General features: G+C 66.3%; 16 protein-coding genes and 1 pseudogene. 10 read left to right on the forward strand and 7 right to left on the reverse strand.

Features of this window, described 5'->3' with window-relative positions:
• Positions 1 to 46 precede the first annotated feature (46 nt).
• Together gabD and WS89_RS20220 are read right to left on the reverse strand one after the other, a co-directional pair.
• Complete coding sequence (gene gabD / locus WS89_RS20215) at positions 47 to 1,516, reverse strand: NADP-dependent succinate-semialdehyde dehydrogenase (RefSeq protein ID WP_059792951.1); 1,470 nt, start codon at positions 1,514 to 1,516, stop codon at positions 47 to 49.
• A gap of 87 nt (positions 1,517 to 1,603) precedes the next feature.
• The gene (locus tag WS89_RS20220; protein ID WP_095211605.1) at positions 1,604 to 2,887 is read right to left on the reverse strand and encodes a 4-aminobutyrate--2-oxoglutarate transaminase; all 1,284 of its coding nucleotides are present in this window, start codon (positions 2,885 to 2,887) and stop codon (positions 1,604 to 1,606) included.
• 126 nt (positions 2,888 to 3,013) lie between these two features.
• Here WS89_RS20220 and pdxR point away from each other — a divergent pair, with 126 nt between their 5' ends.
• Complete coding sequence (gene pdxR / locus WS89_RS20225) at positions 3,014 to 4,522, forward strand: MocR-like pyridoxine biosynthesis transcription factor PdxR (RefSeq protein WP_059792952.1); 1,509 nt, start codon at positions 3,014 to 3,016, stop codon at positions 4,520 to 4,522.
• 251 nt (positions 4,523 to 4,773) lie between these two features.
• On the opposite strand, the gene WS89_RS20230 is transcribed toward pdxR, so the two are convergent.
• Complete coding sequence (locus tag WS89_RS20230; RefSeq protein WP_059792953.1) at positions 4,774 to 5,610, reverse strand: DMT family transporter; 837 nt, start codon at positions 5,608 to 5,610, stop codon at positions 4,774 to 4,776.
• Positions 5,611 to 5,738: 128 nt separating this feature from the next.
• Here WS89_RS20230 and selD point away from each other — a divergent pair, with 128 nt between their 5' ends.
• From selD to WS89_RS20245, 3 genes are all read left to right on the forward strand, one after another.
• Positions 5,739 to 6,803 (forward strand): selenide, water dikinase SelD, encoded by a 1,065-nt coding sequence (gene selD, locus WS89_RS20235; protein ID WP_082741911.1) that lies wholly within the window; start codon positions 5,739 to 5,741, stop codon positions 6,801 to 6,803.
• An 86-nt stretch (positions 6,804 to 6,889) separates the two neighbouring features.
• Positions 6,890 to 7,483 carry a LysE family translocator gene (locus tag WS89_RS20240; RefSeq protein WP_059792957.1) on the forward strand — a complete coding sequence of 198 codons (594 nt, stop codon included), beginning with the start codon at positions 6,890 to 6,892 and terminating at the stop codon, positions 7,481 to 7,483.
• Positions 7,484 to 7,713: 230 nt separating this feature from the next.
• Positions 7,714 to 8,793, forward strand: a complete 1,080-nt coding sequence (locus WS89_RS20245) for a purine-nucleoside phosphorylase (RefSeq protein WP_059499394.1) — start codon at positions 7,714 to 7,716, stop codon at positions 8,791 to 8,793.
• A 212-nt stretch (positions 8,794 to 9,005) separates the two neighbouring features.
• On the opposite strand, the gene WS89_RS20250 is transcribed toward WS89_RS20245, so the two are convergent.
• Together WS89_RS20250 and ceoR are read right to left on the reverse strand one after the other, a co-directional pair.
• Positions 9,006 to 9,299: a DUF4148 domain-containing protein gene (locus WS89_RS20250; RefSeq protein WP_059792959.1), complete on the reverse strand. Its 294-nt coding sequence runs from the start codon at positions 9,297 to 9,299 to the stop codon at positions 9,006 to 9,008.
• Positions 9,300 to 9,715: 416 nt separating this feature from the next.
• On the reverse strand, positions 9,716 to 10,720 hold the full coding sequence (gene ceoR / locus WS89_RS20255) for a putative multidrug efflux transcriptional regulator CeoR (protein WP_059499392.1): 1,005 nt from the start codon (positions 10,718 to 10,720) through the stop codon (positions 9,716 to 9,718).
• A 173-nt stretch (positions 10,721 to 10,893) separates the two neighbouring features.
• Here ceoR and WS89_RS20260 point away from each other — a divergent pair, with 173 nt between their 5' ends.
• From WS89_RS20260 to opcM, 4 genes are read left to right on the forward strand one after another with little or no spacing between them, the layout of a single operon-like run.
• Positions 10,894 to 11,754 carry an alpha/beta hydrolase gene (locus WS89_RS20260; RefSeq protein ID WP_034206051.1) on the forward strand — a complete coding sequence of 287 codons (861 nt, stop codon included), beginning with the start codon at positions 10,894 to 10,896 and terminating at the stop codon, positions 11,752 to 11,754.
• Positions 11,755 to 11,785: 31 nt separating this feature from the next.
• A complete protein-coding gene (gene ceoA / locus WS89_RS20265) occupies positions 11,786 to 13,003 on the forward strand; it encodes a multidrug efflux RND transporter periplasmic adaptor subunit CeoA (RefSeq protein ID WP_059499391.1) in 1,218 nt (405 codons plus the stop codon).
• A gap of 46 nt (positions 13,004 to 13,049) precedes the next feature.
• A complete protein-coding gene (gene ceoB / locus WS89_RS20270) occupies positions 13,050 to 16,235 on the forward strand; it encodes a multidrug efflux RND transporter permease subunit CeoB (RefSeq protein WP_059499390.1) in 3,186 nt (1,061 codons plus the stop codon).
• Positions 16,236 to 16,245: 10 nt separating this feature from the next.
• Positions 16,246 to 17,781 (forward strand): multidrug efflux transporter outer membrane subunit OpcM, encoded by a 1,536-nt coding sequence (gene opcM, locus WS89_RS20275; protein ID WP_059793045.1) that lies wholly within the window; start codon positions 16,246 to 16,248, stop codon positions 17,779 to 17,781.
• A gap of 340 nt (positions 17,782 to 18,121) precedes the next feature.
• Here the strand turns inward: opcM and WS89_RS20280 are convergent, their stop codons facing one another.
• The gene (locus tag WS89_RS20280) at positions 18,122 to 18,973 is read right to left on the reverse strand and encodes an alpha/beta fold hydrolase (protein ID WP_059792962.1); all 852 of its coding nucleotides are present in this window, start codon (positions 18,971 to 18,973) and stop codon (positions 18,122 to 18,124) included.
• Positions 18,974 to 19,387: 414 nt separating this feature from the next.
• Here WS89_RS20280 and WS89_RS20285 point away from each other — a divergent pair, with 414 nt between their 5' ends.
• Both WS89_RS20285 and WS89_RS20290 read left to right on the forward strand, forming a co-directional pair.
• The gene (locus tag WS89_RS20285; RefSeq protein ID WP_059792964.1) at positions 19,388 to 19,960 is read left to right on the forward strand and encodes a PAAR domain-containing protein; all 573 of its coding nucleotides are present in this window, start codon (positions 19,388 to 19,390) and stop codon (positions 19,958 to 19,960) included.
• 3 nt (positions 19,961 to 19,963) lie between these two features.
• Positions 19,964 to 20,598: pseudogene (locus WS89_RS20290) on the forward strand (type VI secretion system amidase effector protein Tae4).
• Between the two features lie 368 nt (positions 20,599 to 20,966).
• Here the strand turns inward: WS89_RS20290 and WS89_RS20295 are convergent.
• A complete protein-coding gene (locus tag WS89_RS20295; protein ID WP_059499388.1) occupies positions 20,967 to 21,296 on the reverse strand; it encodes a DUF3579 domain-containing protein in 330 nt (109 codons plus the stop codon).
• Positions 21,297 to 21,301 lie beyond the last annotated feature (5 nt).

A 21,301-nucleotide genomic window follows, 5' to 3' on the forward strand; every position in this document is an offset into this window, starting at 1 on the left:
GGCCGGGCGGCCGGGGCCTGCCGCTCGCGCGCCAGGCCCTGAACCGTCAGACGGCCAGGCAGAGGTACTTGATCACGACGTAGTCGTCGATGCCGTAGTGCGAACCTTCGCGGCCGAGGCCCGACTGCTTCACGCCGCCGAACGGCGCGACTTCGTTCGAGATCAGGCCCGTGTTCACGCCGACCATCCCGTATTCGAGCGCTTCGGCGACCTTCCACACGCGGCTGATGTCGCGGCTGTAGAAGTACGCGGCGAGGCCGAACTCGGTGTCGTTCGCGAGGCGGATCACCTCGTCGTCGCTGCCGAACTTGAACAGCGGCGCGAGCGGCCCGAACGTCTCTTCCTTCGCGACCTTCATCGCCGGCGTGACGCCCGTCAGCACGGTTGGCTCGAAGAAGCCGTGACCGAGCGCGTGACGCTTGCCGCCCGTCACGACGGTCGCACCCTTCGCGAGCGCGTCCTCGATGTGCGCCTCGACCTTCAGCACGGCTGCTTCGTTGATCAGCGGACCTTGCGTGACGCCCGGCTCCGTGCCGCGGCCGACCTTCAACTGGCCGACGGCCGCCGCGAGCTTCTGCGCGAACTGGTCGTACACGGCTTCATGCACGTAGAAGCGGTTCGTGCACACGCACGTCTGGCCGCTGTTGCGGTACTTCGACGCGATCGCGCCCTGCACGGCCGCATCGAGATCGGCGTCGTCGAACACGATGAACGGCGCGTTGCCGCCGAGCTCCAGCGACACCTTCTTGACCGTCGCCGCGCACTGCGCCATCAGCAGGCGGCCGACCGGCGTCGAGCCCGTGAACGACAGCTTGCGCACGATCGGGTTCGACGTCAGTTCGCCACCGATCGCCTTCGGGTCGCCCGTGACGACGCTGAACACGCCGGCCGGCACGCCCGCGCGCTCGGCCAGCACGGCCATCGCGAGCGCGGAGAACGGCGTCGCCTCGGCCGGCTTCACGACGATCGGGCAGCCTGCCGCGAGCGCCGGGCCGACCTTGCGGGTGATCATCGCCGCCGGGAAGTTCCACGGCGTGATCGCCGCGCACACGCCGATCGCTTCCTTCGTCACGACGATGCGCTTGTCGCTCGCCGGCGTCGGGATCGTGTCGCCGTACACGCGCTTGCCCTCTTCCGCGAACCACTCGAGGAACGATGCCGCGTAGCCGATCTCGCCCTTCGCTTCGGCCAGCGACTTGCCCTGCTCGGTGGTGAGGATCAGCGCGAGGTCGTCGGCGTTCTCCATCATCAGGTCGTGCCACTTGCGCAGGATGACCGCGCGTTCCTTCGCGGTCTTCTTGCGCCACGCCGGCCATGCGGCATTCGCGGCGTCGATCGCGTGACGCGTTTCCGCCGCGCCCATCGCCGGCACGGTGCCGAGCAGGCCGCCCGTCGCCGGGTTGCGGACGTCGAACGTCTCGCCGTTCGTTGCGCGTTGCCATTCGCCGTTGACGTACGCCTCTTGGCGGAACAGCGACGGATCTTTCAGTGCCAGGGTTTCCTGAACCGTGCTCATATGAATCACCTGCTTTGAAAAGGACGGATGCAAACGGCCGCCGCCGTCTTCACGACGGCGGCGGCGCATTCAGTCGGGGAGGGGCACTCAGGCCGGCACGCCGACCGTTTCCTTCAGCACTTCCTCGAGGATCGCGAGCGCTTCGTCGAACACGGCTTGCGGGATCGTCAGCGGGAACAGGAAGCGCACGACGTTCGAGTACACGCCGCACACGAGCAGCAGCAGCCCGCGCTCGAGCGCACGCGCCTGCACGCGCTTCGTGAACTCGGCATCCGGCTCGCCCGAACCCGGCTTCAGGAATTCGACCGCGATCATCGCGCCCGGGCCGCGCACGTCGGCGATCTGCGGCACGTCCGCCTGCAGCGCATTCAGCTTCGCCTTCAGCACGTCGCCGAGCTGCGTCGCGCGCTCGCACAGCTTCTCTTCGTCGATGATCTCGAGCACCGCGTGCGCCGACGCGACGGCCAGCGGGTTGCCCGCGTAGGTGCCGCCGAGGCCGCCGGGCGCGGCCGCGTCCATCACGTCCGCACGGCCGACGACGCCCGACAGCGGCATGCCGCCGGCAAGGCTCTTCGCCATCGTGATCAGGTCGGCCAGCACGTCGTAGTGCTGCATCGCGAACAGCTTGCCGGTGCGCGCGAAGCCCGTCTGCACTTCGTCGGCGATCAGCAGGATGCCGTGTTCGTTACAGATCTTGCGCAGCGCGCGCACGAACTCGGCTGGCGCCGGGTTGAAGCCGCCTTCGCCCTGGACCGGTTCGAAGATGATCGCGGCGACGCGCTTCGGATCGATGTCGGCCTTGAACAGCATCTCGATCGCCTTGATCGAGTCGGCCGTCGTCACGCCGTGCAGCGCGTTCGGGTACGGCGCGTGGAACACGTCGCCCGGGAACGGGCCGAAGTTCAGCTTGTACGGGGCGACCTTGCCGGTCAGCGCCATGCCCATCATCGTGCGGCCGTGGAAGCCGCCCGAGAATGCGATGACGCCCGGACGGCCGGTCGCCGCACGCGCGATCTTGATCGCGTTCTCGACGGCTTCGGCGCCGGTCGTGAAGAACGCCGTCTTCTTCGGGAAGTCGCCCGGCGCGCGTGCGTTGATCTTTTCCGCCAGCTCGACGTACGACGCGTACGGGACGATCTGGTAGGCGGTGTGCGTGAAGCTGTTCAACTGATCCGCGATCGCCTTGACGATCTTCGGGTGGCGGTGGCCCGTGTTCAGCACCGCGATGCCGGCGGCGAAATCGATGAAGCGGCGGCCTTCGACATCCCACAGCTCCGCGTTCTCGGCGCGGGCTGCGTAGAAGTCGCACATCACGCCGACGCCGCGCGGGGTGGCGGCGTTCTTGCGGGCCTGCAGGTCGGCATTCTTCACGGTCATCTCCTTGATGTTCGGTCCGGTGGGTAGAAAATCGGGCGCCTTGGCAGCCCATGGACGCGACTATAATCACATTTGGCTCCGGCAATCAGAGCCATTTCAATAAATATTCAGGAGCCAATCATGCGCGCAAGCGTGTTGTCGGACTGGCTGGCGCAGCGCCTCGTGCGCGGCGGCGAACAGCCGATCTACCGCCAGCTTCACCGGCTGCTGCAACAGGCGATCCTGTCGCGCGAACTGCCGGCCGGCACGCGCGTGCCGTCGTCGCGGCTGCTGGCCGCCGAGCTCGGGATCGCGCGCAACACGGTCACGCAGGTATACGAACAGCTTGTGCTCGAAGGCTATGTGCACTCGGCGACGGGTCGCGGCACGTTCGTCGCCGACAGCGCGCCGGACGAGATCGTCGGCGCGCCCCCCGACACGGCGGCCGGGCCGGCCGTCGTGACGCCGTCCGTGCGGCGCCTGTCCGCGCGCGGCACGCGGCTCGTCGAAGGCGCCGGCGTGTCGAAGCGTCAGGGCGGCGCGTTCATGCCGGGCGTGCCCGATGTGTCGCGATTTCCGGCGCGCGTATGGACGCGGCTGCACAACAAGTACTGGCGGCGCTTGCGCCCGGACCTGCTGACCTATGCGCCCGGCGGCGGGCTCGCGCTGCTGCGCGAGGCGCTGGCCGACTACCTGCGCACGTCGCGCTCGGTGCGCTGCACGCCCGAGCAGATCGTGATCACGACCGGCATCCACCAGTCGATCGACCTCGCGGTGCGGCTGCTGACCGATCCGGGCGATGCGATCTGGACCGAGGATCCGTGCTATTGGGGCGTGCGCAGCGTGCTGAACGTGTCGGGGCTCACCACGCGGCCGATTCCGGTCGACGACGAAGGCATCGCGCCGTCGGCCGCCGATCTCGCCGCGCCGCCGAAGCTGATGCTCGTCACGCCGTCGCATCAGTATCCGCTCGGGATGGTGATGAGCCTCGCGCGCCGCCGGATGTTGCTCGAATACGCGCGCCAGCACGGCTGCTGGATCATCGAGGACGACTACGACAGCGAATTCCGCTACGGCAGCCGGCCGCTCGCGTCGCTGCAGGGGCTGGACACGGCCGGGCAGGTGATCTACGTCGGGAGTTTCGGCAAGACGCTGTTCCCGGGGCTGCGGGTCGGCTATCTGGTCGCGCCGGAGCCGCTCGCGGAGAGTTTCGCGACCGCGAGCGCCGAGCTGTATCGCGAAGGCCAGTTGCTGCAGCAGGCCGTGCTCGCCGAGTTCATCGCGGAAGGGCACTTCGTGTCGCATATCCGCAAGATGCGCACGCTGTACGGACAACGCCGCGAGGTGCTGCTCGACGCGGTCGCGCGCCGCTACGGCGATACGCTGCACGCGCTCGGCAGCGACGCGGGGCTGCATCTCGTCACGCGGCTGCCGGACGGTGCCGACGATCGAGCCGTCGCGCAGGCCGCGCTCGAGCGCAACATCGTCGTGCGGCCGTTGTCCGGCTACTACGCGCACCGCGAGCGCGCGGCGTCGGGCTTGCTGCTCGGCTATGCATGCGTGCCGGAGGACGAGATCGCGACGGCGTTCGCGACGCTGGCCGAGGCGATCGACGAGCGGGCGTTCGGCGGGGCCGTTGCGGTGGCGTGACGTGCGAGTACGGCGATATCGACTCGTTGCGATTCCGTCGAAGCTCGATACGCTCCGCAACGAGGCGCGTGTTTTTCGCGCGCTGCCAGCCCGCCTGCTTCCGCGTCGTTGAACCGGAGTCGCCGACCGGTTCATGCGGCTCCCCCTCGGGCAAGAGCGGCGGGCAGTATTGCAAGGCGCAGCGGCGCGGAGAGGGCATCTCGCGGAATCGGTCGTGAAGGCCGGCACCGGCTATGGGCCCGGTGCGGGCGTTACAGCCGGATCAACGCCGCGCCCGTCACCACCAGCGCGCATGCGACGAGCCGCTGCGGACCAGGCCGCTCGCGCATCGCGAACCAGCCGATCGCGACCGCGAAGATCGAGCTCGTTTCGCGCAGCGCCGACACGGTCGCGACCGGCAGGTGCCGGTACGCGAGGATCACGATCCCGTACGCGGCGAGCGAGATCGTGCCGGCGATCGCGCCCTGCGCAAGGGCGGTGCGCGAGCCGAGCACCGCGCGCGGGCCGCCGCGCCATGCGCAGACGAGCGCGAGTTGCGGCACGCTCCACAGCAGGTACACCCATGCGATGTAGCCGAGCGCGCTGCCGGACACGCGCGAGCCGATGCCGTCGCAGAGCGAATACGCGGCGATGAACACGCCCGTGAGCAACGCGTACGGCACGCCTTCTCCGGAGAACCTGAAGCCGCGCCGCAGCGCGAGCGACATGATCCCGAACGATACGAGCGCGATGCCCGCGAAGCCGAGCGAAGTCGGTCGTTCGTGCAGCACGGCGAACGCGAGCACCGACACCAGCAGCGGCGACATCCCGCGCGCGATCGGATAGATCTGCCCGAATTCGCCGTTGCGGTATGCGCGCGCGAGCGTGAAGCAGTACGCGACCTCGAGCACCGCGGATGCGGCGACGTACGGCCATGCGGCGGGCGCCGGCGCGGGCAGCAGCACGGCGCCGGCGATGCCGAACGCGAGATACGGCAGCGACATCGTGCCGAGTTGCACCAACCGGTCTTCGCTGACGTGGAGGAACGCGTTCCAGATCGCGTGCAGCAGAGCCGAGCACAGCACGAGGGCGACGAAGAGGTGATCCATCGATCGATGAAGGTGCGAGCGAGGGCCGGAGCGGCCAAGGGCCGTCAATTATGTGGGTATCGGGCGCGCTCGCGCGGAATTGTCGATAATGGAGCGTTGTTATTCACCGTATTCACCGGATGCCGACGATGACCGAAGCCACTCAAGCCCAGCCTGCCGTTCCGCGCCTCACGAGCCTGTCGCACGGGGGCGGCTGCGGCTGCAAGATCGCGCCGGGCGTGCTGTCCGAGCTGCTCAAGCGCGCGACGCCGCCCGCGCTGTTCCCTGACCTGCTGGTCGGCACCGAAACCTCCGACGACGCGGCCGTCTACCGGCTCAACGACGAGCAGGCGATCGTCGCGACCACCGATTTCTTCATGCCGATCGTCGACGATCCGTTCGACTTCGGCCGCATCGCGGCGACCAATGCGCTGTCCGACGTCTACGCGATGGGCGGCAAGCCGATCCTCGCCCTTGCGCTGGTCGGCATGCCGATCAACGTGCTGCCGCACGAGACGATCGCCGCCGTGCTGCGCGGCGGCGAATCGGTGTGCGCGGATGCCGGCATTCCGGTCGCGGGCGGCCATTCGATCGATTCGGTCGAGCCGATCTACGGGCTCGCGGCGATCGGCGTCGTGCATCCGTCGCGCGTGAAGCGCAACGCGGCCGCGCGCGCGGGCGACGTGCTCGTGCTCGGCAAGCCGCTCGGCGTCGGCGTGTTGTCGGCCGCGTTGAAGAAGAACCAGCTCGATGCCGACGGTTACGCACAAATGGTCGCGACCACCACCAAGCTGAACCGGCCGGGCGCCGAGCTCGCCGCGCTGCCGGGCGTGCATGCGCTGACCGACGTCACGGGCTTCGGGCTGCTCGGCCATACGCTCGAACTGGCGCGCGGCGCGCAACTCGCCGCGCGCGTGCACTATGCGTCGCTGCCGTGGCTCGCGGGCGTCGAGACGTTCGTTGCCGACGGGGTGTTCACCGGCGCGTCGGGCCGCAACTGGGCCGCGTACGGCGCCGATGTGCGGCTCGCCGACGGGCTGCCGCCCGTCGCGCAGGCGCTGCTGACCGATCCGCAGACGTCGGGCGGGTTGCTGGTGGCGTGCGCGCCGGAAGCGGTCGACGACGTGCTCGCGTGCTTCCGTGCCGACGGGTTCGACCGCGCGGCCGTGATCGGCGAGATGGTGGACGGGCCCGCACGCGTCGACGTCGCCTGAGTGCCGATTCACACACCGAATCGTTTCGACGTCGCTGGAATCGATGTCTTCCATCGACGGTATTGAATTGATGCGCTGGACGACCGATGAGCGACTTCCTGTTCGGGCTGACGATCGCGCTGTCGGTCGGGCCCGTCGCGCTGATGATCGCGAATTACGGCATGCGCGCCGGCACGGCGGCCGGCGTGCGCGCGGCGATCGGGGTAGCCGCTGCCGATGGCTGCTATGCGGTCGTCGCGTTCACGATCGGTGCGATGCTCGCGAACACGCTTGCGTCGCATCTGGCGCTGTTCCGTATGGTCGGTGTGCTCGTGTTGCTCGCGATGGGCGCGCGGATGCTGTGGGAGGCGCTGCGTGACCGGCGCCGCTCGCTCGACGGCGACGGAGCGCCGCCGCCGGGCGATCGCCCGTTCATGTCGATGTTCTTCGTCACGCTCGCGAACCCGCTGACCATTCTGTTGTTCTACGGTTATGCGACGGCTGCCGCCGGTGCGCATCGGCACTGGTTGTTCGGCGCCGCGTGCGTGTTTGCGGGTAGCCTGGCGGGGCAGCTCGTGTTCGCGTTCGGCGGCAGCGCGATCGGGCGCTTCGTGAAATCGCCGGGGTGGCTCGCCGCGAGCCATGTAGTCGCCGCACTCGTCGTGCTCGGTTACGGCGTGGCTGGGCTGATGCGCGTGTAGGGCGGCGCGAAGCAGCCGACGTCGCACGCGGCGACGAACCCGATAGCATTCCTGATGTTTTAAAGGCGGTGACGAACGCGCGATTTTCCGTCGCGCAACACGCATCCGTTCGCACGAAACATCGCCAGTCGTTTCGTAGTCGGGTTCCGCATCGCGCATGCCCGTTCTATACTCGTCGCGCAGTCTCCGACAGCCGTTCTCACCCAACGTCACCGAAACAAGGAACGCCGATGCTGACTCGCTCCATTCTTTCCGCCGCCGCATTCTCGCTTGCCGCCTGCGCGACCGCGCCGTCGATCGCGCAGGACAACCAGGGCAACGATGCCGGCAACGCGGCATTCGCCGAGACCGGCTCGCATGGCCGCCCGGTCAAGGTCATGATCATCACGATGTTCGGGCCGGAGGGCCAGGCGTGGCTCGACCGGCTCGGCCCGTGGCGCGACATCGCCGTGCCCGGCCTGTCGCCCGACTATCCGGCCGTCCACTGCAACAAGCAGGACGTGTGCGTGGTCACGACCGGCATGGGCTATGCGAATGCGTCGGCGACGATCATGGCGCTCACGTTCTCGCAACGCTTCGATTTGCGCCGCACGTATTTCCTGGTCTCGGGCATCGCGGGCGTCGACCCCGCGCAAGGTACGGTCGGATCGGCCGCGTGGTCGAAATACCTCGTCGATTTCAGCCTGCAGTGGGAACTCGATGCGCGCGAGATTCCGGCCGGCTGGAACACCGGCTATCTCGGCATCAACACGAAGAGCCCGAACGACAAGCCGCCGCTCGACTATCGCACCGAAGTGTTCCAGCTCAACCCGCAACTGACCGACGCCGCCTACGCGCTGTCGCGCAACGTCGTGCTGGCAGATAGCGCGCAGGCGCAGGCCGCGCGTGCGAAGTTCACGTATGCGCCGGCGAACCGGCCGCCGACGGTGATCCAGTGCGACACGTCATCGGGCAACACGTGGTTCTCGGGCACGCTGATCGGCGAGCGCGCACGCCAGTGGACCAAGATCCTGACGGACGGCAAGGGCACCTACTGCATGACCGCGCAGGAAGACAACGCGACGTACGAAGCGCTCAAGCGCGCGGCGAGCGTGAAGCGGGTCGACCTGTCGCGCGTGGCCGTGCTGCGCACGGGGTCCGATTTCGATCGGCCGTACGCGGGGCAGACGAGCGCCGACAACCTGCTGAACTACGCGGACCAGGGCGGTTTCGCCCCGGCGACCGAAAATCTGTACCGCGCGGGCAATCCGCTGGTGCAGGACATCGTCACGCACTGGGGCGAATGGCGCGACGGCGTGCCGCGCCGTTGACGGCCGGACGATGATTCAACCGGCGTCAATGCGATTGCGGGGCCGAACGGAACGGCGTCCACACCGGAGTCGTGTCGTCCCAGTGATCGAGCGGCGAAGGAAGTGGGTCGTTCATCATGTACTCCTGCAACTAACTGACTGACTCGACGAGTCGTCGACAACGTCGTTCGAGACGCCGCGCACCGGGCAATCCGCTGCGCGGCGTCGTGCGTTTACCGGCCCCCGCCGGCGAGCTGGTTGCCTTCCGGGATCGGGCGATACGGGCCTTGCGCGAGTTCGAGCCCTTGCGGATACGAAGTCGCCTTGCGCAGGTACGCGAGCGTGCCGTCCTTGCGTGCCTGCTCGACTTCCGCGCTCACTTCGGCGCGCGTACGCGGGCCGTTGTGCTGCGCGTACCACGACGTGTTGCCGTAGTTGCCGGCGTGCGGGGTGTCCGAATCGGCGAAGGCCGGTGCGGACACGGCGAGCGTGAGCGCAAGGGCCGAGAGAAGATGGCGGCGGTTCATGGCGTAACTCCTGGAGATGTCGGAGCGCGCGCCTGAGCGCTGACTCCGGTCCCGCGGGCGGGATCTGTTCGATGCGCAACGAGGTGCGCGACAGGGTTTACTCTAGGTTGCCGTTCCGTCGCGATAAATGCAGCAGGCGCGAATTGAATTGTCGTGTCAGTGGAACAATCGCCATCCGCACCGCCGGCAGGGTTATGCGGAAATGGCCGGGAGTTCCGCGGCACGGGCTTCGCAGGGAGGTGCGGCGGCGACGCGCAACGACACGCAACGACGCACGCGGCCGATTGCCGCACGCCGCGCAAGGATTTACTGCGGATTCGGGAAGGATCGCGGCGCCGCGCGCGAAAGGTGTGCCCAGGCCGCGCTCAGGCAGGATGGCGCGCGGGCGCTGCGGCCCGCGCGTGGAGGTCGGACAATTACGCGACCCACTCGTTGATGACCGGCGTATCGAGCACCGGCGCGCGCTCGGCTTCCTCGAACGTGCGCTTGCTGCACGTCGCGTCGAGGCTGCCCTTGCCGCTCAACAGCGGGCACCGGTCGAACACCTCGGCAATCCAGTCGACGAACACGCGCACCTTCGGCGACAGATGACGGCTGTGCGGATACACGACCGAGATCGGCATCGGCAGCGGCTTGACGCCGGGCAGGACTTCCTTGAGCCGGCCTTCGCGCAGGTGCGGCAGCACCATGAACAGCGGCGGCTGGATCAGGCCGAAGCCCTCGATTCCGCACGTCACGTACGCATCCGCGTCGTTCACCGACACGATGCCCTCCATCTTCATCTCGACTTCCTTGCCTTCGATCAGGAACGTCCAGTCGATCGTGCGGCCGGTGCGGCTCGAGAAGTAGTTGACGGCCTTGTGCTGGCTCAGGTCGTCGATCGTCTGCGGCTCGCCGTGGCGCTCGAGATAGTCGGGCGATGCGACCGTCACGCATTCGAACAGGCCGACGCGGCGTGCGACGAGCGACGAATCCTGCAGCGCCCCGACGCGGATCACGCAGTCGACGCCTTCCTGCAGCAGGTCGACCGGCCGATCGGACAGGCCGAGTTGCAGGTCGATGTCCGGATAGCGCGTATGAAACTCGCACAGCGACGGAATCACGAGCAGCCGCCCGATCGAGCCCGGCATGTCGATACGCAACTTTCCGTGCGGCTTCCGGTTGTTGGCCTGGAAGCTTGCTTCGGTTTCCTCGACGTCCGCGAGGATCCGCACGCAACGTTCGTAGTAGGCGGCGCCGTCCGGCGTGAGGGAGAGCCGGCGCGTGGTCCGGTGCATCAGCCGCACGCCGAGGAATGCTTCGAGATTCTGGATGATCGTCGTGACGGACGCTCGCGGCAAGCCGAGCGTTTCTGCTGCCTTGGTGAAGCTGCTTGTATCGACGACGCGAGTAAACACCTGCATGGCCTGAAGCCGGTCCATCACAACCTCCGCAATCTAATGAGCCCGCGAACGACAAGGCTGCGCTACCTCGTGGGTAAACGCAGCCTCGGATTGTTCGGGGGCGTTGAATTGTGTTGCCGGATTATAGGCATTTATCCCAATGTCTGCCGGACCCAGAATTCGTTCCATCTCGAAATGGATGCTGCATCGTCATGGACGCTTCTGAATTCAGCAAATTCCTGAAAGCCGCATTGCCCGCGCAAGCCATGGCGGGCGCGGCACTGACGGTGGCCGAAGTCGAAATTCCCGGCTACGCACAGGACATCGTGCTGCGCCTCTACCGCCGCCCGGACAAGACCGGGTTGCCAGTAGTGCTTTATTTCCACGGCGGCGGCTTCGTCCGCGGTTCGCTCGAAGACGCGGACTTCGCCGCGCGCTTTTTAGCAGAACGCTTACCAGCTCTCGTAGTGTCGGTCGATTATTCGCTCGCGCCGGCCTTTCCTTTTCCGGCCGCGCCGGAGGATGCATATCGCGCCGCCGTATGGGCCGCGACGCGCGCCCGCGCGTTCGGCGGCAATCCGAAGAAGATCGGGGTCGCGGGGCACGACGCGGGCGGCCAGCTCGCGAATTGCCTGGCCTTCATCGCACGCGACCGCGGCGAAGTGTCGATCGTCGCGCAAGCGCTGTTCGGGCCGATGCTCGACCCGAGCATGACGCGCATCGGCGACGCCGAGCGCCTCGCGTCCGACATCACCGCGCGCGAATGCGCGGCGTGCTATCGCGCGTACTTGCCGCAGGCGGCGCAGCGGATGCACCCGTACGCGGCGCCGATCGAATCGGTGCGCCTCGCGGGGCTGCCGCCGACGCTCGTCGTCACCGCGCAGAACGACGTGCTGCACGTCGAAGCGGAGAAATATGCGGGCTGCCTGATTTCGTCGGGCGTGCTCACGCAGGTGATCCGCTATCCGGACATCACGCACGCCGCGCTCGCCACGCACGAAGCCGCGTTCGAGGAAGCCGTGCGCTTCTTCCAGTGCCGCTTCCAGGCGCGCCAGCCGAACCGTTCCGAATAACCAGACCAATCCACGCTTACCGGAGATCCACATGGCCATCCTACGCACCACCCGTTCCCGAATCGCGACCGCGGCGATCGTCACGCTCGCCGTCGTCGGCCTCGGCACGTTCGGCGCGATGCGCGTCAACGCGAACGCACCCGAAAAAGCGGCGGCGCCGCTGCCCGAAGTCGACGTCGCGACCGTCGTGCCGCAGACCGTGACCGACTGGCAAAGCTACTCGGGCCGTCTCGAAGCGGTCGAGAAAGTCGACGTGCGCCCGCAGGTGTCGGGCACGATCGTCGCGGTGAACTTCAAGGACGGCGCGCTCGTGAAGAAGGGCGACGTCCTGTTCGTGATCGACCCGCGCCCGTATCAGGCGGAAGTCGACCGCGCGGCCGCGCAGCTCGCGGCCGCGCAGGCACGCAACGGCTACGCGCAGACGGACTGGCAGCGCGCGCAGCGGCTGATCGGCGACAACGCGATCGCGAAACGCGACTACGACGAAAAGCAGAACGCGGCACGCGAAGCGAGCGCGAACCTGAAGGCTGCCGAAGCCGCGCTGGAAACGGCGCGCATCAACCTCGGCTATACGCGCATCACCGCGCCGGTATCGGGCCGCGTGTCGCGCGCGGAAATCACGCTCGGCAACGTCGTGTCGGCCGGCGCATCGGCCGCGCCGTTGACGACGCTGGTGTCGGTGTCGCCGATCTACGCATCGTTCGATGCGGACGAGCAGACCTACCTGCAATACATCAACGGCGCGCGCAGCGGCCGCAAGGTGCCGGTCGAGCTCGGTCTCGCCAACGAAACCGGCTACTCGCGCAGCGGCGAGATCGATTCGGTCGACAACCGGCTCGACACGTCGTCCGGCACGATCCGCGTGCGCGCACGCTTCGACAACGCGGACGGCACGCTCGTCCCGGGCCTCTATGCCCGCGTGAAGGTGGGCGGCAGCGCGCCGCACGAAGCGCTGCTCGTCGACGACGCGGCGATCAACACCGACCAGGACAAGAAGTTCGTGTTCGTCGTCGACCAGCAGGGCCGCGTGTCGTATCGCGAAGTGCAGCCGGGGATGCAGCACGGCAACCGGCGCGTGATCGTCAGCGGTCTCGCCGCCGGCGATCGCGTGATCGTGAACGGCACGCAGCGCGTGCGCCCCGGCGAGCAGGTGAAGCCGCACATGGTCCCGATGACGGGCGGCGACGAGCCGTCCGCGCCGCTCGCGAACACCGCGAAGCCGGCCGCACCGGCGAAGGCGGATTCGTAAGCGGCGCGCCCGCTTCGCATCCGCGTTCAACCAGACAGAGCCACACATGAACATTTCCAAATTCTTTATCGACCGGCCGATCTTTGCAGGAGTCCTATCGGTGGTCATCCTGCTCGGCGGGGTGATCGCGATGTTCCTGCTGCCGATTTCGGAATATCCGGAAGTCGTGCCGCCTTCCGTGATCGTGAAGGCGCAGTACCCGGGCGCGAACCCGAAAGTGATCGCCGAGACGGTCGCGTCGCCGCTGGAAGAACAGATCAACGGCGTCGAGGACATGCTCTACATGCAGTCGCAGGCGAACAGCGACGGCAACATGACGATCACCGTCACGTTCAAGCTCGGCACCGATCCGGACAAGGCCACGCAGCTCGTGCAGAACCGCGTGAACCAGGCGCTGCCGCGCCTGCCGGAAGACGTGCAGCGGCTCGGCATCACCACGGTGAAGAGCTCGCCGACGCTGACGATGGTGGTCCACCTGATCTCGCCGGACAACCGCTACGACATGACCTACCTGCGCAACTACGCGCTGATCAACGTGAAGGATCGCCTGTCGCGGATCCAGGGCGTCGGCCAGGTGCAGCTGTGGGGTTCGGGCGACTACGCAATGCGCGTGTGGCTCGATCCGCAGAAGGTCGCGCAGCGCGGGCTGTCGGCCGAGGACGTCGTGCAGGCGATCCGCGAGCAGAACGTGCAGGTCGCGGCCGGCGTGATCGGCGCATCGCCGTCGCTGCCCGGCACGCCGCTGCAACTGTCGGTGAATGCGCGCGGCCGTCTGCAGACGGAAGAAGAGTTCGGCGACATCGTCGTGAAGACGACGCCGGACGGCGGCGTCACGCACTTGCGCGACATCGCGCGGATCGAGCTCGACGCGTCCGAGTACGGGCTGCGCTCGCTGCTCGACAACAAGCCGGCCGTCGCGATGGCGATCAACCAGTCGCCGGGCGCGAACTCGCTGCAGATCTCCGACGAAGTGCGCAAGACGATGGCCGAGCTGAAGCAGGACATGCCGGCGGGCGTCGACTACAAGATCGTCTACGACCCGACGCAGTTCGTGCGTTCGTCGATCAAGGCCGTCGTGCACACGCTGCTCGAGGCGATCGCGCTGGTCGTGATCGTCGTGATCGTGTTCCTGCAGACGTGGCGCGCGTCGATCATTCCGCTGATCGCGGTGCCGGTGTCGATCGTCGGCACGTTCTCGTTGCTGCTGGCGTTCGGGTATTCGATCAACGCGTTGTCGTTGTTCGGGATGGTGCTCGCGATCGGGATCGTGGTCGACGATGCGATCGTGGTCGTCGAGAACGTCGAGCGCAACATCGAGAACGGGATGACCGCGCGGCAGGCGACCTACAAGGCGATGCAGGAAGTGAGCGGGCCGATTATCGCGATCGCGCTGACGCTCGTCGCCGTGTTCGTGCCGCTCGCGTTCATGTCGGGCCTGACCGGCCAGTTCTACAAGCAGTTCGCGATGACGATCGCGATCTCGACGGTGATCTCGGCGTTCAACTCGCTGACGCTGTCGCCGGCGCTGTCCGCGATCCTGCTCAAGGGCCATGGCGACAAGGAAGACTGGCTCACGCGCGTGATGAACCGCGTGCTCGGCGGCTTCTTCCGCCGTTTCAACAAGGTGTTCCATCGCGGCGCGGAGAACTACGGCCGCGGCGTGCGCGGCGTGCTGTCGCGCAAGACGCTGATGCTCGGCGTGTACCTCGTGCTGGTGGGGGCGACGGTGCTGGTGTCGAAGGTCGTGCCGGGCGGCTTCGTGCCCGCGCAGGACAAGGAATACCTGATCGCGTTCGCGCAACTGCCGAACGGTGCGTCGCTCGACCGTACCGAGAAGGTGATCCGCGACATGGGTTCGATCGCGCTGAAGCAGCCGGGCGTCGAGAGCGCGGTCGCGTTCCCGGGGCTGTCGGTGAACGGCTTCACCAACAGCTCGAGCGCGGGCATCGTGTTCGTCACGCTGAAGCCGTTCTCGGAACGGCACGGCAAAGCGCTGTCGGCCGGCGCGATCGCCGGTGCGCTGAATCAGAAATACGGCGCGATCAAGGATTCGTTCGTCGCGGTGTTCCCGCCGCCGCCGGTGCTCGGCCTCGGTACGCTCGGTGGGTTCAAGATGCAGATCGAGGATCGCGGCGCGGTCGGTTACGCGAAGCTGTCGGATGCGACCAACGACTTCATCAAGCGTGCGCAGCAGGCGCCTGAGCTCGGCCCGTTGTTCACGAGCTACCAGATCAACGTGCCGCAGCTCAACGTCGATCTCGATCGCGTGAAGGCGAAGCAGCTCGGCGTGCCGGTGACCGACGTGTTCAACACGATGCAGGTGTATCTCGGTTCGCTGTACGTGAACGACTTCAACCGCTTCGGGCGCGTGTACCAGGTGCGCGTGCAGGCCGATGCGCCGTTCCGCCAGCGCGCGGACGACATCCTGCAACTGAAGACGCGCAACGACCGTGGCGAGATGGTGCCGCTGTCGTCGCTCGTCACGGTGACGCCGACGTTCGGCCCGGAAATGGTCGTGCGCTACAACGGCTACACGGCGGCCGACATCAACGGCGGCCCGGCGCCCGGCTTCTCGTCGGGGCAGGCGCAGGCCGCGGTCGAACGCATCGCGCACGAAACGCTGCCGCGCGGCGTGCGCTTCGAGTGGACCGACCTCACGTACCAGCAGATCCTCGCGGGCGATTCGGCGATGTACGTGTTCCCGATCAGCGTGCTGCTCGTGTTTCTCGTGCTTGCCGCGCTGTATGAAAGCCTGACGCTGCCGCTCGCGGTGATCCTGATCGTGCCGATGAGCATTCTGTCGGCGCTGACGGGCGTGTGGCTCACGCAGGGCGACAACAACATCTTCACGCAGATCGGCCTGATGGTGCTGGTGGGGCTGTCGGCGAAGAACGCGATCCTGATCGTCGAATTCGCACGCGAGCTCGAACACGACGGCAGGACGCCGCTCGAGGCCGCGATCGAGGCGAGCCGGCTGCGGCTGCGCCCGATCCTGATGACGTCGATCGCCTTCATCATGGGCGTGGTGCCGCTCGTCACGTCGACGGGCGCCGGTTCGGAAATGCGCCATGCGATGGGGGTCGCGGTGTTCTTCGGGATGCTCGGCGTGACGCTGTTCGGGCTGATGCTGACGCCGGTGTTCTACGTCGTGCTGCGTACGCTCGCGGGCGGCAAGATCCACGTCGCCGGCAAGGATTCGACGGGGTACGGCGTACCGGCGCCCGATGCTTGAGGACCAGAAAATGAATAACTTGCACAACACGAATGGCCTGATGCGTTTCGCGAAGGTGGCGGCCGCGAGCACCCTGCTCGCGACGCTGCTCGCCGCGTGCGCGGTCGGCCCAGACTACAAGCGTCCGGATGCGGCGGCGCCCGCCGCGTTCAAGGAAGCGCCGACCCTCGCTGCCGGCGAGCAGGCCGGCACGTGGAAGACGGCCGAGCCGTCGGACGGCGAACATCGCGGCGAATGGTGGAAGGTGTTCGGCGATCCGGTGCTCGATTCGCTCGAGACGCAGGCGCTCGCCGCGAACCAGAACCTCAAGGCCGCGGCCGCGCGGGTCGAGGAAGCGCGTGCGGCGACGCGTTCGGCGCGCTCGCAATGGTTCCCGCAGATCGGCGCCGGGTTCGGGCCGACGCGCGAGGGGCTGTCGTCGGCATCGCAGTTCCAGCCGCAGGGCACGGGCCCGACCAACGCGACGCTGTGGCGCGCGCAGGGCACGGTGTCGTACGAGGCCGACCTGTTCGGCCGCGTCGGCCGCAACGTCGAGGCGTCGCGTGCCGACCAGGCGCAGAGCGAAGCGCTGTTCCGCTCGGTGCAGCTCGCCCTGCAGGCCGACGTCGCGCAGAACTACTTCGAGCTGCGTCAGCTCGACTCGGACCAGGATCTGTACCGCCGCACGGTGGAGCTGCGTCAGCAGGCGCTGAATCTCGTGCAACGCCGCTTCAACGAAGGCGACATCAGCGAGCTCGACGTGTCGCGCGCGAAGAACGAACTGGCCAGCGCGCAGGCCGATGCGGTCGGCGTCGCGCGCCGGCGCGCGGCGTCCGAGCATGCGCTCGCGATCCTGCTCGGCAAGGCGCCCGCGGATTTCGCGTTCAAGGAGACGCCGATCGTGCCGGTCGCGGTGAAGATTCCGCCGGGCCTGCCGTCCGCGCTGCTGGAACGCCGCCCGGACGTGGCGGCGGCCGAGCGCGCGATGGCGGCCGCGAACGCACGGATCGGGCTCGCGAAGTCGGCGTACTTCCCGAAGCTCGATATCACCGGATCGTTCGGCTATGAGGCGTCGACGCTCGGCAACCTGTTCCTGTGGTCGAGCCGCACGTTCCTGCTCGGGCCGTTCGCCGGCACCGCGCTGACGTTGCCGCTGTTCGACGGTGGGCGACGGGCGGCCGGCGTGCAGCAGGCGCGCGCGCAGTACGACGAACAGGTCGCGAACTACCGGCAGCAGGTGCTCGTCGCGTTCCGCGAGGTCGAGGACAATCTCGCCGATCTGCGCCTGCTCGACGACCAGATCCGCGCGCAGGATGCCGCCGTCAACGCGTCGCGCCGGGCGGCGAAGCTGTCGCGTACGCAGTACCAAGAGGGCGAAGTCGCGTATCTCGACGTGATCGACAGCGAGCGCTCGGTGTTGCAGTCGCAATTGCAGGCGAACCAGTTGACGGGGGCGCAGGCGGTGTCGACCGTCAACCTGATCCGTGCGTTGGGTGGCGGGTGGGGTGCGGCGCCGACGGCGGTCGGCGGTGCGGCGACCGGCAAGGAGGATGTGGCTGCGCGGTGAGTGTCAGTGGCGCGCGCAGCGCCATGCGACGGCGGCCGAAACGGCCGCATGTCGAAACGAAAACCCGATCCGTGGCGACGCGGATCGGGTTTTTTTACGGGCAGCGCGCCTGCGTGCGGTTGCACGGCTACGCACCGATGCAATTCGTGATCGGTCGCGGATGGCGATTCAGACTGCCGCAGCGACAGTGCGGTAGTTGCAACTAACGGTCGAGTCGGCGAGCATCGACCACCGGTACCGCGGCTACGCGCGGCGGCTGGTGGTGAAGCGCAATGCGTGCATTGCTGTGGGACTTCAGGAAAGAAGGGGAGACGGGCGGGACGAACCCCGCCCGATCGCGTTACGCGGCGACGAACTCGTGCACGTAACGATTGAACACCGCGGGGCTTGCCGCGTTCATCCCGTGCGATGCGCCGGCGACGGTCTGCCGTTGTGCATTGCCGATCCATTGCGACAGCGTGTCGACGTTGTGGCGGAACATCTTCGGGCTGCGCTGGCCGTCGATCAACAGCGTGCGGCAGGCGATATCGCCTGCGGTTTCGGCCGAATAGGCGGGCAGCGGATCGCGCAGCTGCTTCGGCAGTGTGCTCGCGTTGTCGATCGCCATCGTGCGAAAGCGCGACGTGCTCTTCTTCCATGCACCGGGCAGGCTCACGGAATCGACGAACATCTCGAGGCCGGCCTCGACATCGCCTTGCTCGATCAGGTTCACGGCTTTCGTGCGCAGCGCGAGCGCGGCGGCCGGCAGCGCGGCTTCGCGCACGCCGGGTTGCTGGAGCGGGCCGCCCGGATCGGCGAGCGTCAGCGATTCGACGAGGTGCGGATGTTGACGTGCGACGTTGAACGCGACGCTGCCCCCGCGCGAATGGCCGACCAGATGCACGGGGCCGAGATCGAGCGCGTCGATGAATTCGGCGAGCTCGTCGACGTGGTTCTGCCAACTGAACTCGTCCTGGATGCCCGCTTCGACGGCCGGCCAGTAATGGCTCAGGCTCGGCGCGATGCAGCGGTAATGAGCCGACAGCGATGCGAGTTGCGGATCCCAGTAACGGTAGTCGCACAGCGAACCGTGAACGAACACCATCGGCGCGCCGCTGCCCCGCTCGACATACGGCAGGCTGATGCCTGACGAAAGCGTCGCAAATTGCAGGTCGGGGTTCGCGAGCACCGAAGGCTCGATTCGCATGTTCATGACTGAAAGACTCAAAGGTGCGTCAACACGACGCAACTATGCATCACGGCGAGCTGCAAGCAAAACGCATAATTTTCATCGTGACGATCAATTTTTTTGATGGCTCGGCCAGAAACCCTTGTCGGACCGAGAGGGCAGAACGATCTGCTCGCGGTATCGGCGTCCGATGTTCAGGCTCTATATGCGAAGGCATCCGGTTGGATGCCTGTCGGTAACGGTGTCAGTGTAGAAGTGACACTTGGTCGGGCGAGGCTCGTGGCGCGCTGGAGATCTGCACAAGCACCGAACGTTGATGAAGGAGAAGATGGCTTCTCGCAGGAAAATTGCGTTCGTTTAATTGAGATATCCGAACAATATCGAGATATATAGTTGCGTCGCGAAGCTACGATTACGGCTTTCCGAGGAGGCCGGTCAATGAATAGAAGAATTGCGGTTGTTGGCGATAGTCTTTCAAGTGGCGGAACAATCAGCTCATTTAACGGACCACGATTTCTGGCCCACGAGCATCAGGCAGCCTTGATCGGCGGTCGTGCGTTCTGCACCGCCTGCCAAAGCACCGGCATCATCGCAAAAGCTGGCGGCCCCTATCGACTCAAGTTTCAAGGCGAGGTTGCACTCGGCCGCGATATCGTCCTTTGCGGCTGTTCGACTCCACCGAGCATCGTCGCCGAACTTGCGGGTGAAGTGTGGTGCGACGATCGACTTCAGGGGCTCGGTGAAGTTGTTTCGAGCCGCACAGCAACGGGCGGAGTCATGTCGCTCAAGAAAGGCACGTTTGATGAACAGATCGAGGCGGTGACCCTTGGCTGTGCTGCCACCGGTCAGGAGGGCTATCCCTATTACATCGAGACGGCAGACGGCCGCATTCATTCCGGCGTACTCGATGCAAGCGGCGAGCTACCGCGCGTCAACACCGGCGACGGATCAGGAAATTACACCGTCTTTTGGGGTGACGAAGCCATCGCAAAAAAAAACACGACGGGGTAAGCCATGCCTAATCCCCCGGCGAAGGTCCGCACGAACGACACCCCGAATTCGAAGAAGTCCGTGCAACTGCGAGCATTGTCCTTTCAAGCGCTTTGGAACGCGTACCCGAAGAATGACCCCTACGACGACCCACTGGCGAATATGAGAATCAATGCGCCATTCGCATGAGCGTCGCGTTTCACGCCATCGGAAGCGACATGAAGTCGTTTTCTCAAAACGTGCTGAAGCCGATGCCCGGCAAGAAGACGCTGGGTCGCCTGATACTCGGCGGGAAAGCGACGGCGACACGCGCTTACGAGCTCGCTGAGTGGTTGAAGCTTCGCCCGTTCCTGGGGCTTGGCAAACCCGAAAACATCACCGGTCCGAATTGGCAGGACAAGATAAAAAACCGAACCGGTATCATCTACTTCTTCGGATATTGGCGTCAGGATGGCGACTCAGCCGATTCACTGAGCGGCGGTCATATCGACCTATGGAACAAAGACACGCTTACGCCGTCCTTTGCATCGTTCTGGCGGTTTCGCCTGGGTCGACGGACGATGCCGGACCTACGGTCCTGGTTCCGTCCCGGCAGGAACGAGAACTGGATATCAGACCTGGCGGAATCCAAAGAGATTTTATTTTGGGAAGTGAAATGAAGCGTATAGCTGTCGTTGTTCTAGGCTTCGTGTGGGGACTTCTGGTGACGGGGGCATCATTCTATGTATTCAACCGCACGGATTGGGCCAAGCCGTCACTCCCGGCAGTCGGTTGCGGAGAGTCCTGCGCATCTCACGTTGGCTCGGTCGCGACGATGCTCTTCATTCTTCTATGGCCATCGATCGCTTGTGCTGTGCTCAATGCTATTGCATATAGACGTTGGTCGTTACGCAAATGGTGTATCGCGTTCGTCATCGTGACCTTGTTGGAGATTCTGTTTCATCTCGCTACCTACGTGGTCTGATCGATGGGTCGCATGGGTAACAGATGAAATGACTCGCGATCGTTATTCGAGGTTTCGCACGCATCAGCGCACCGCCAACACCGGCGCGCTCCGAACCTCGACCGGCAGATCATTGTCCGCCGCGAACCGCATCGCGAAATCGAACGCATCCGCGCACACGTCGCGCAACTCGTCGGACACGAACAGGCATTTGACGCCGCCGTCGACGACCGGCATCGCGAGCCGTGACAGCGCGCACGGATAGCCGGGCCGCCGTTCGCCGACGAACAGCGTGATGACGCCCGCGAGCCGCTCGGGCCAGTCGCTCGGGCGAAAGGTTTTCCGCGCGTGCGTGACGCCGCGGATCAGGTGGCCGGCGAGACGGCCCCGTTCGGTGATGTCGATGCGATCCATGCCGA

The sequence above is a fragment of the Burkholderia sp. MSMB1072 genome (assembly GCF_001524725.1).
Lineage (GTDB): Bacteria > Pseudomonadota > Gammaproteobacteria > Burkholderiales > Burkholderiaceae > Burkholderia.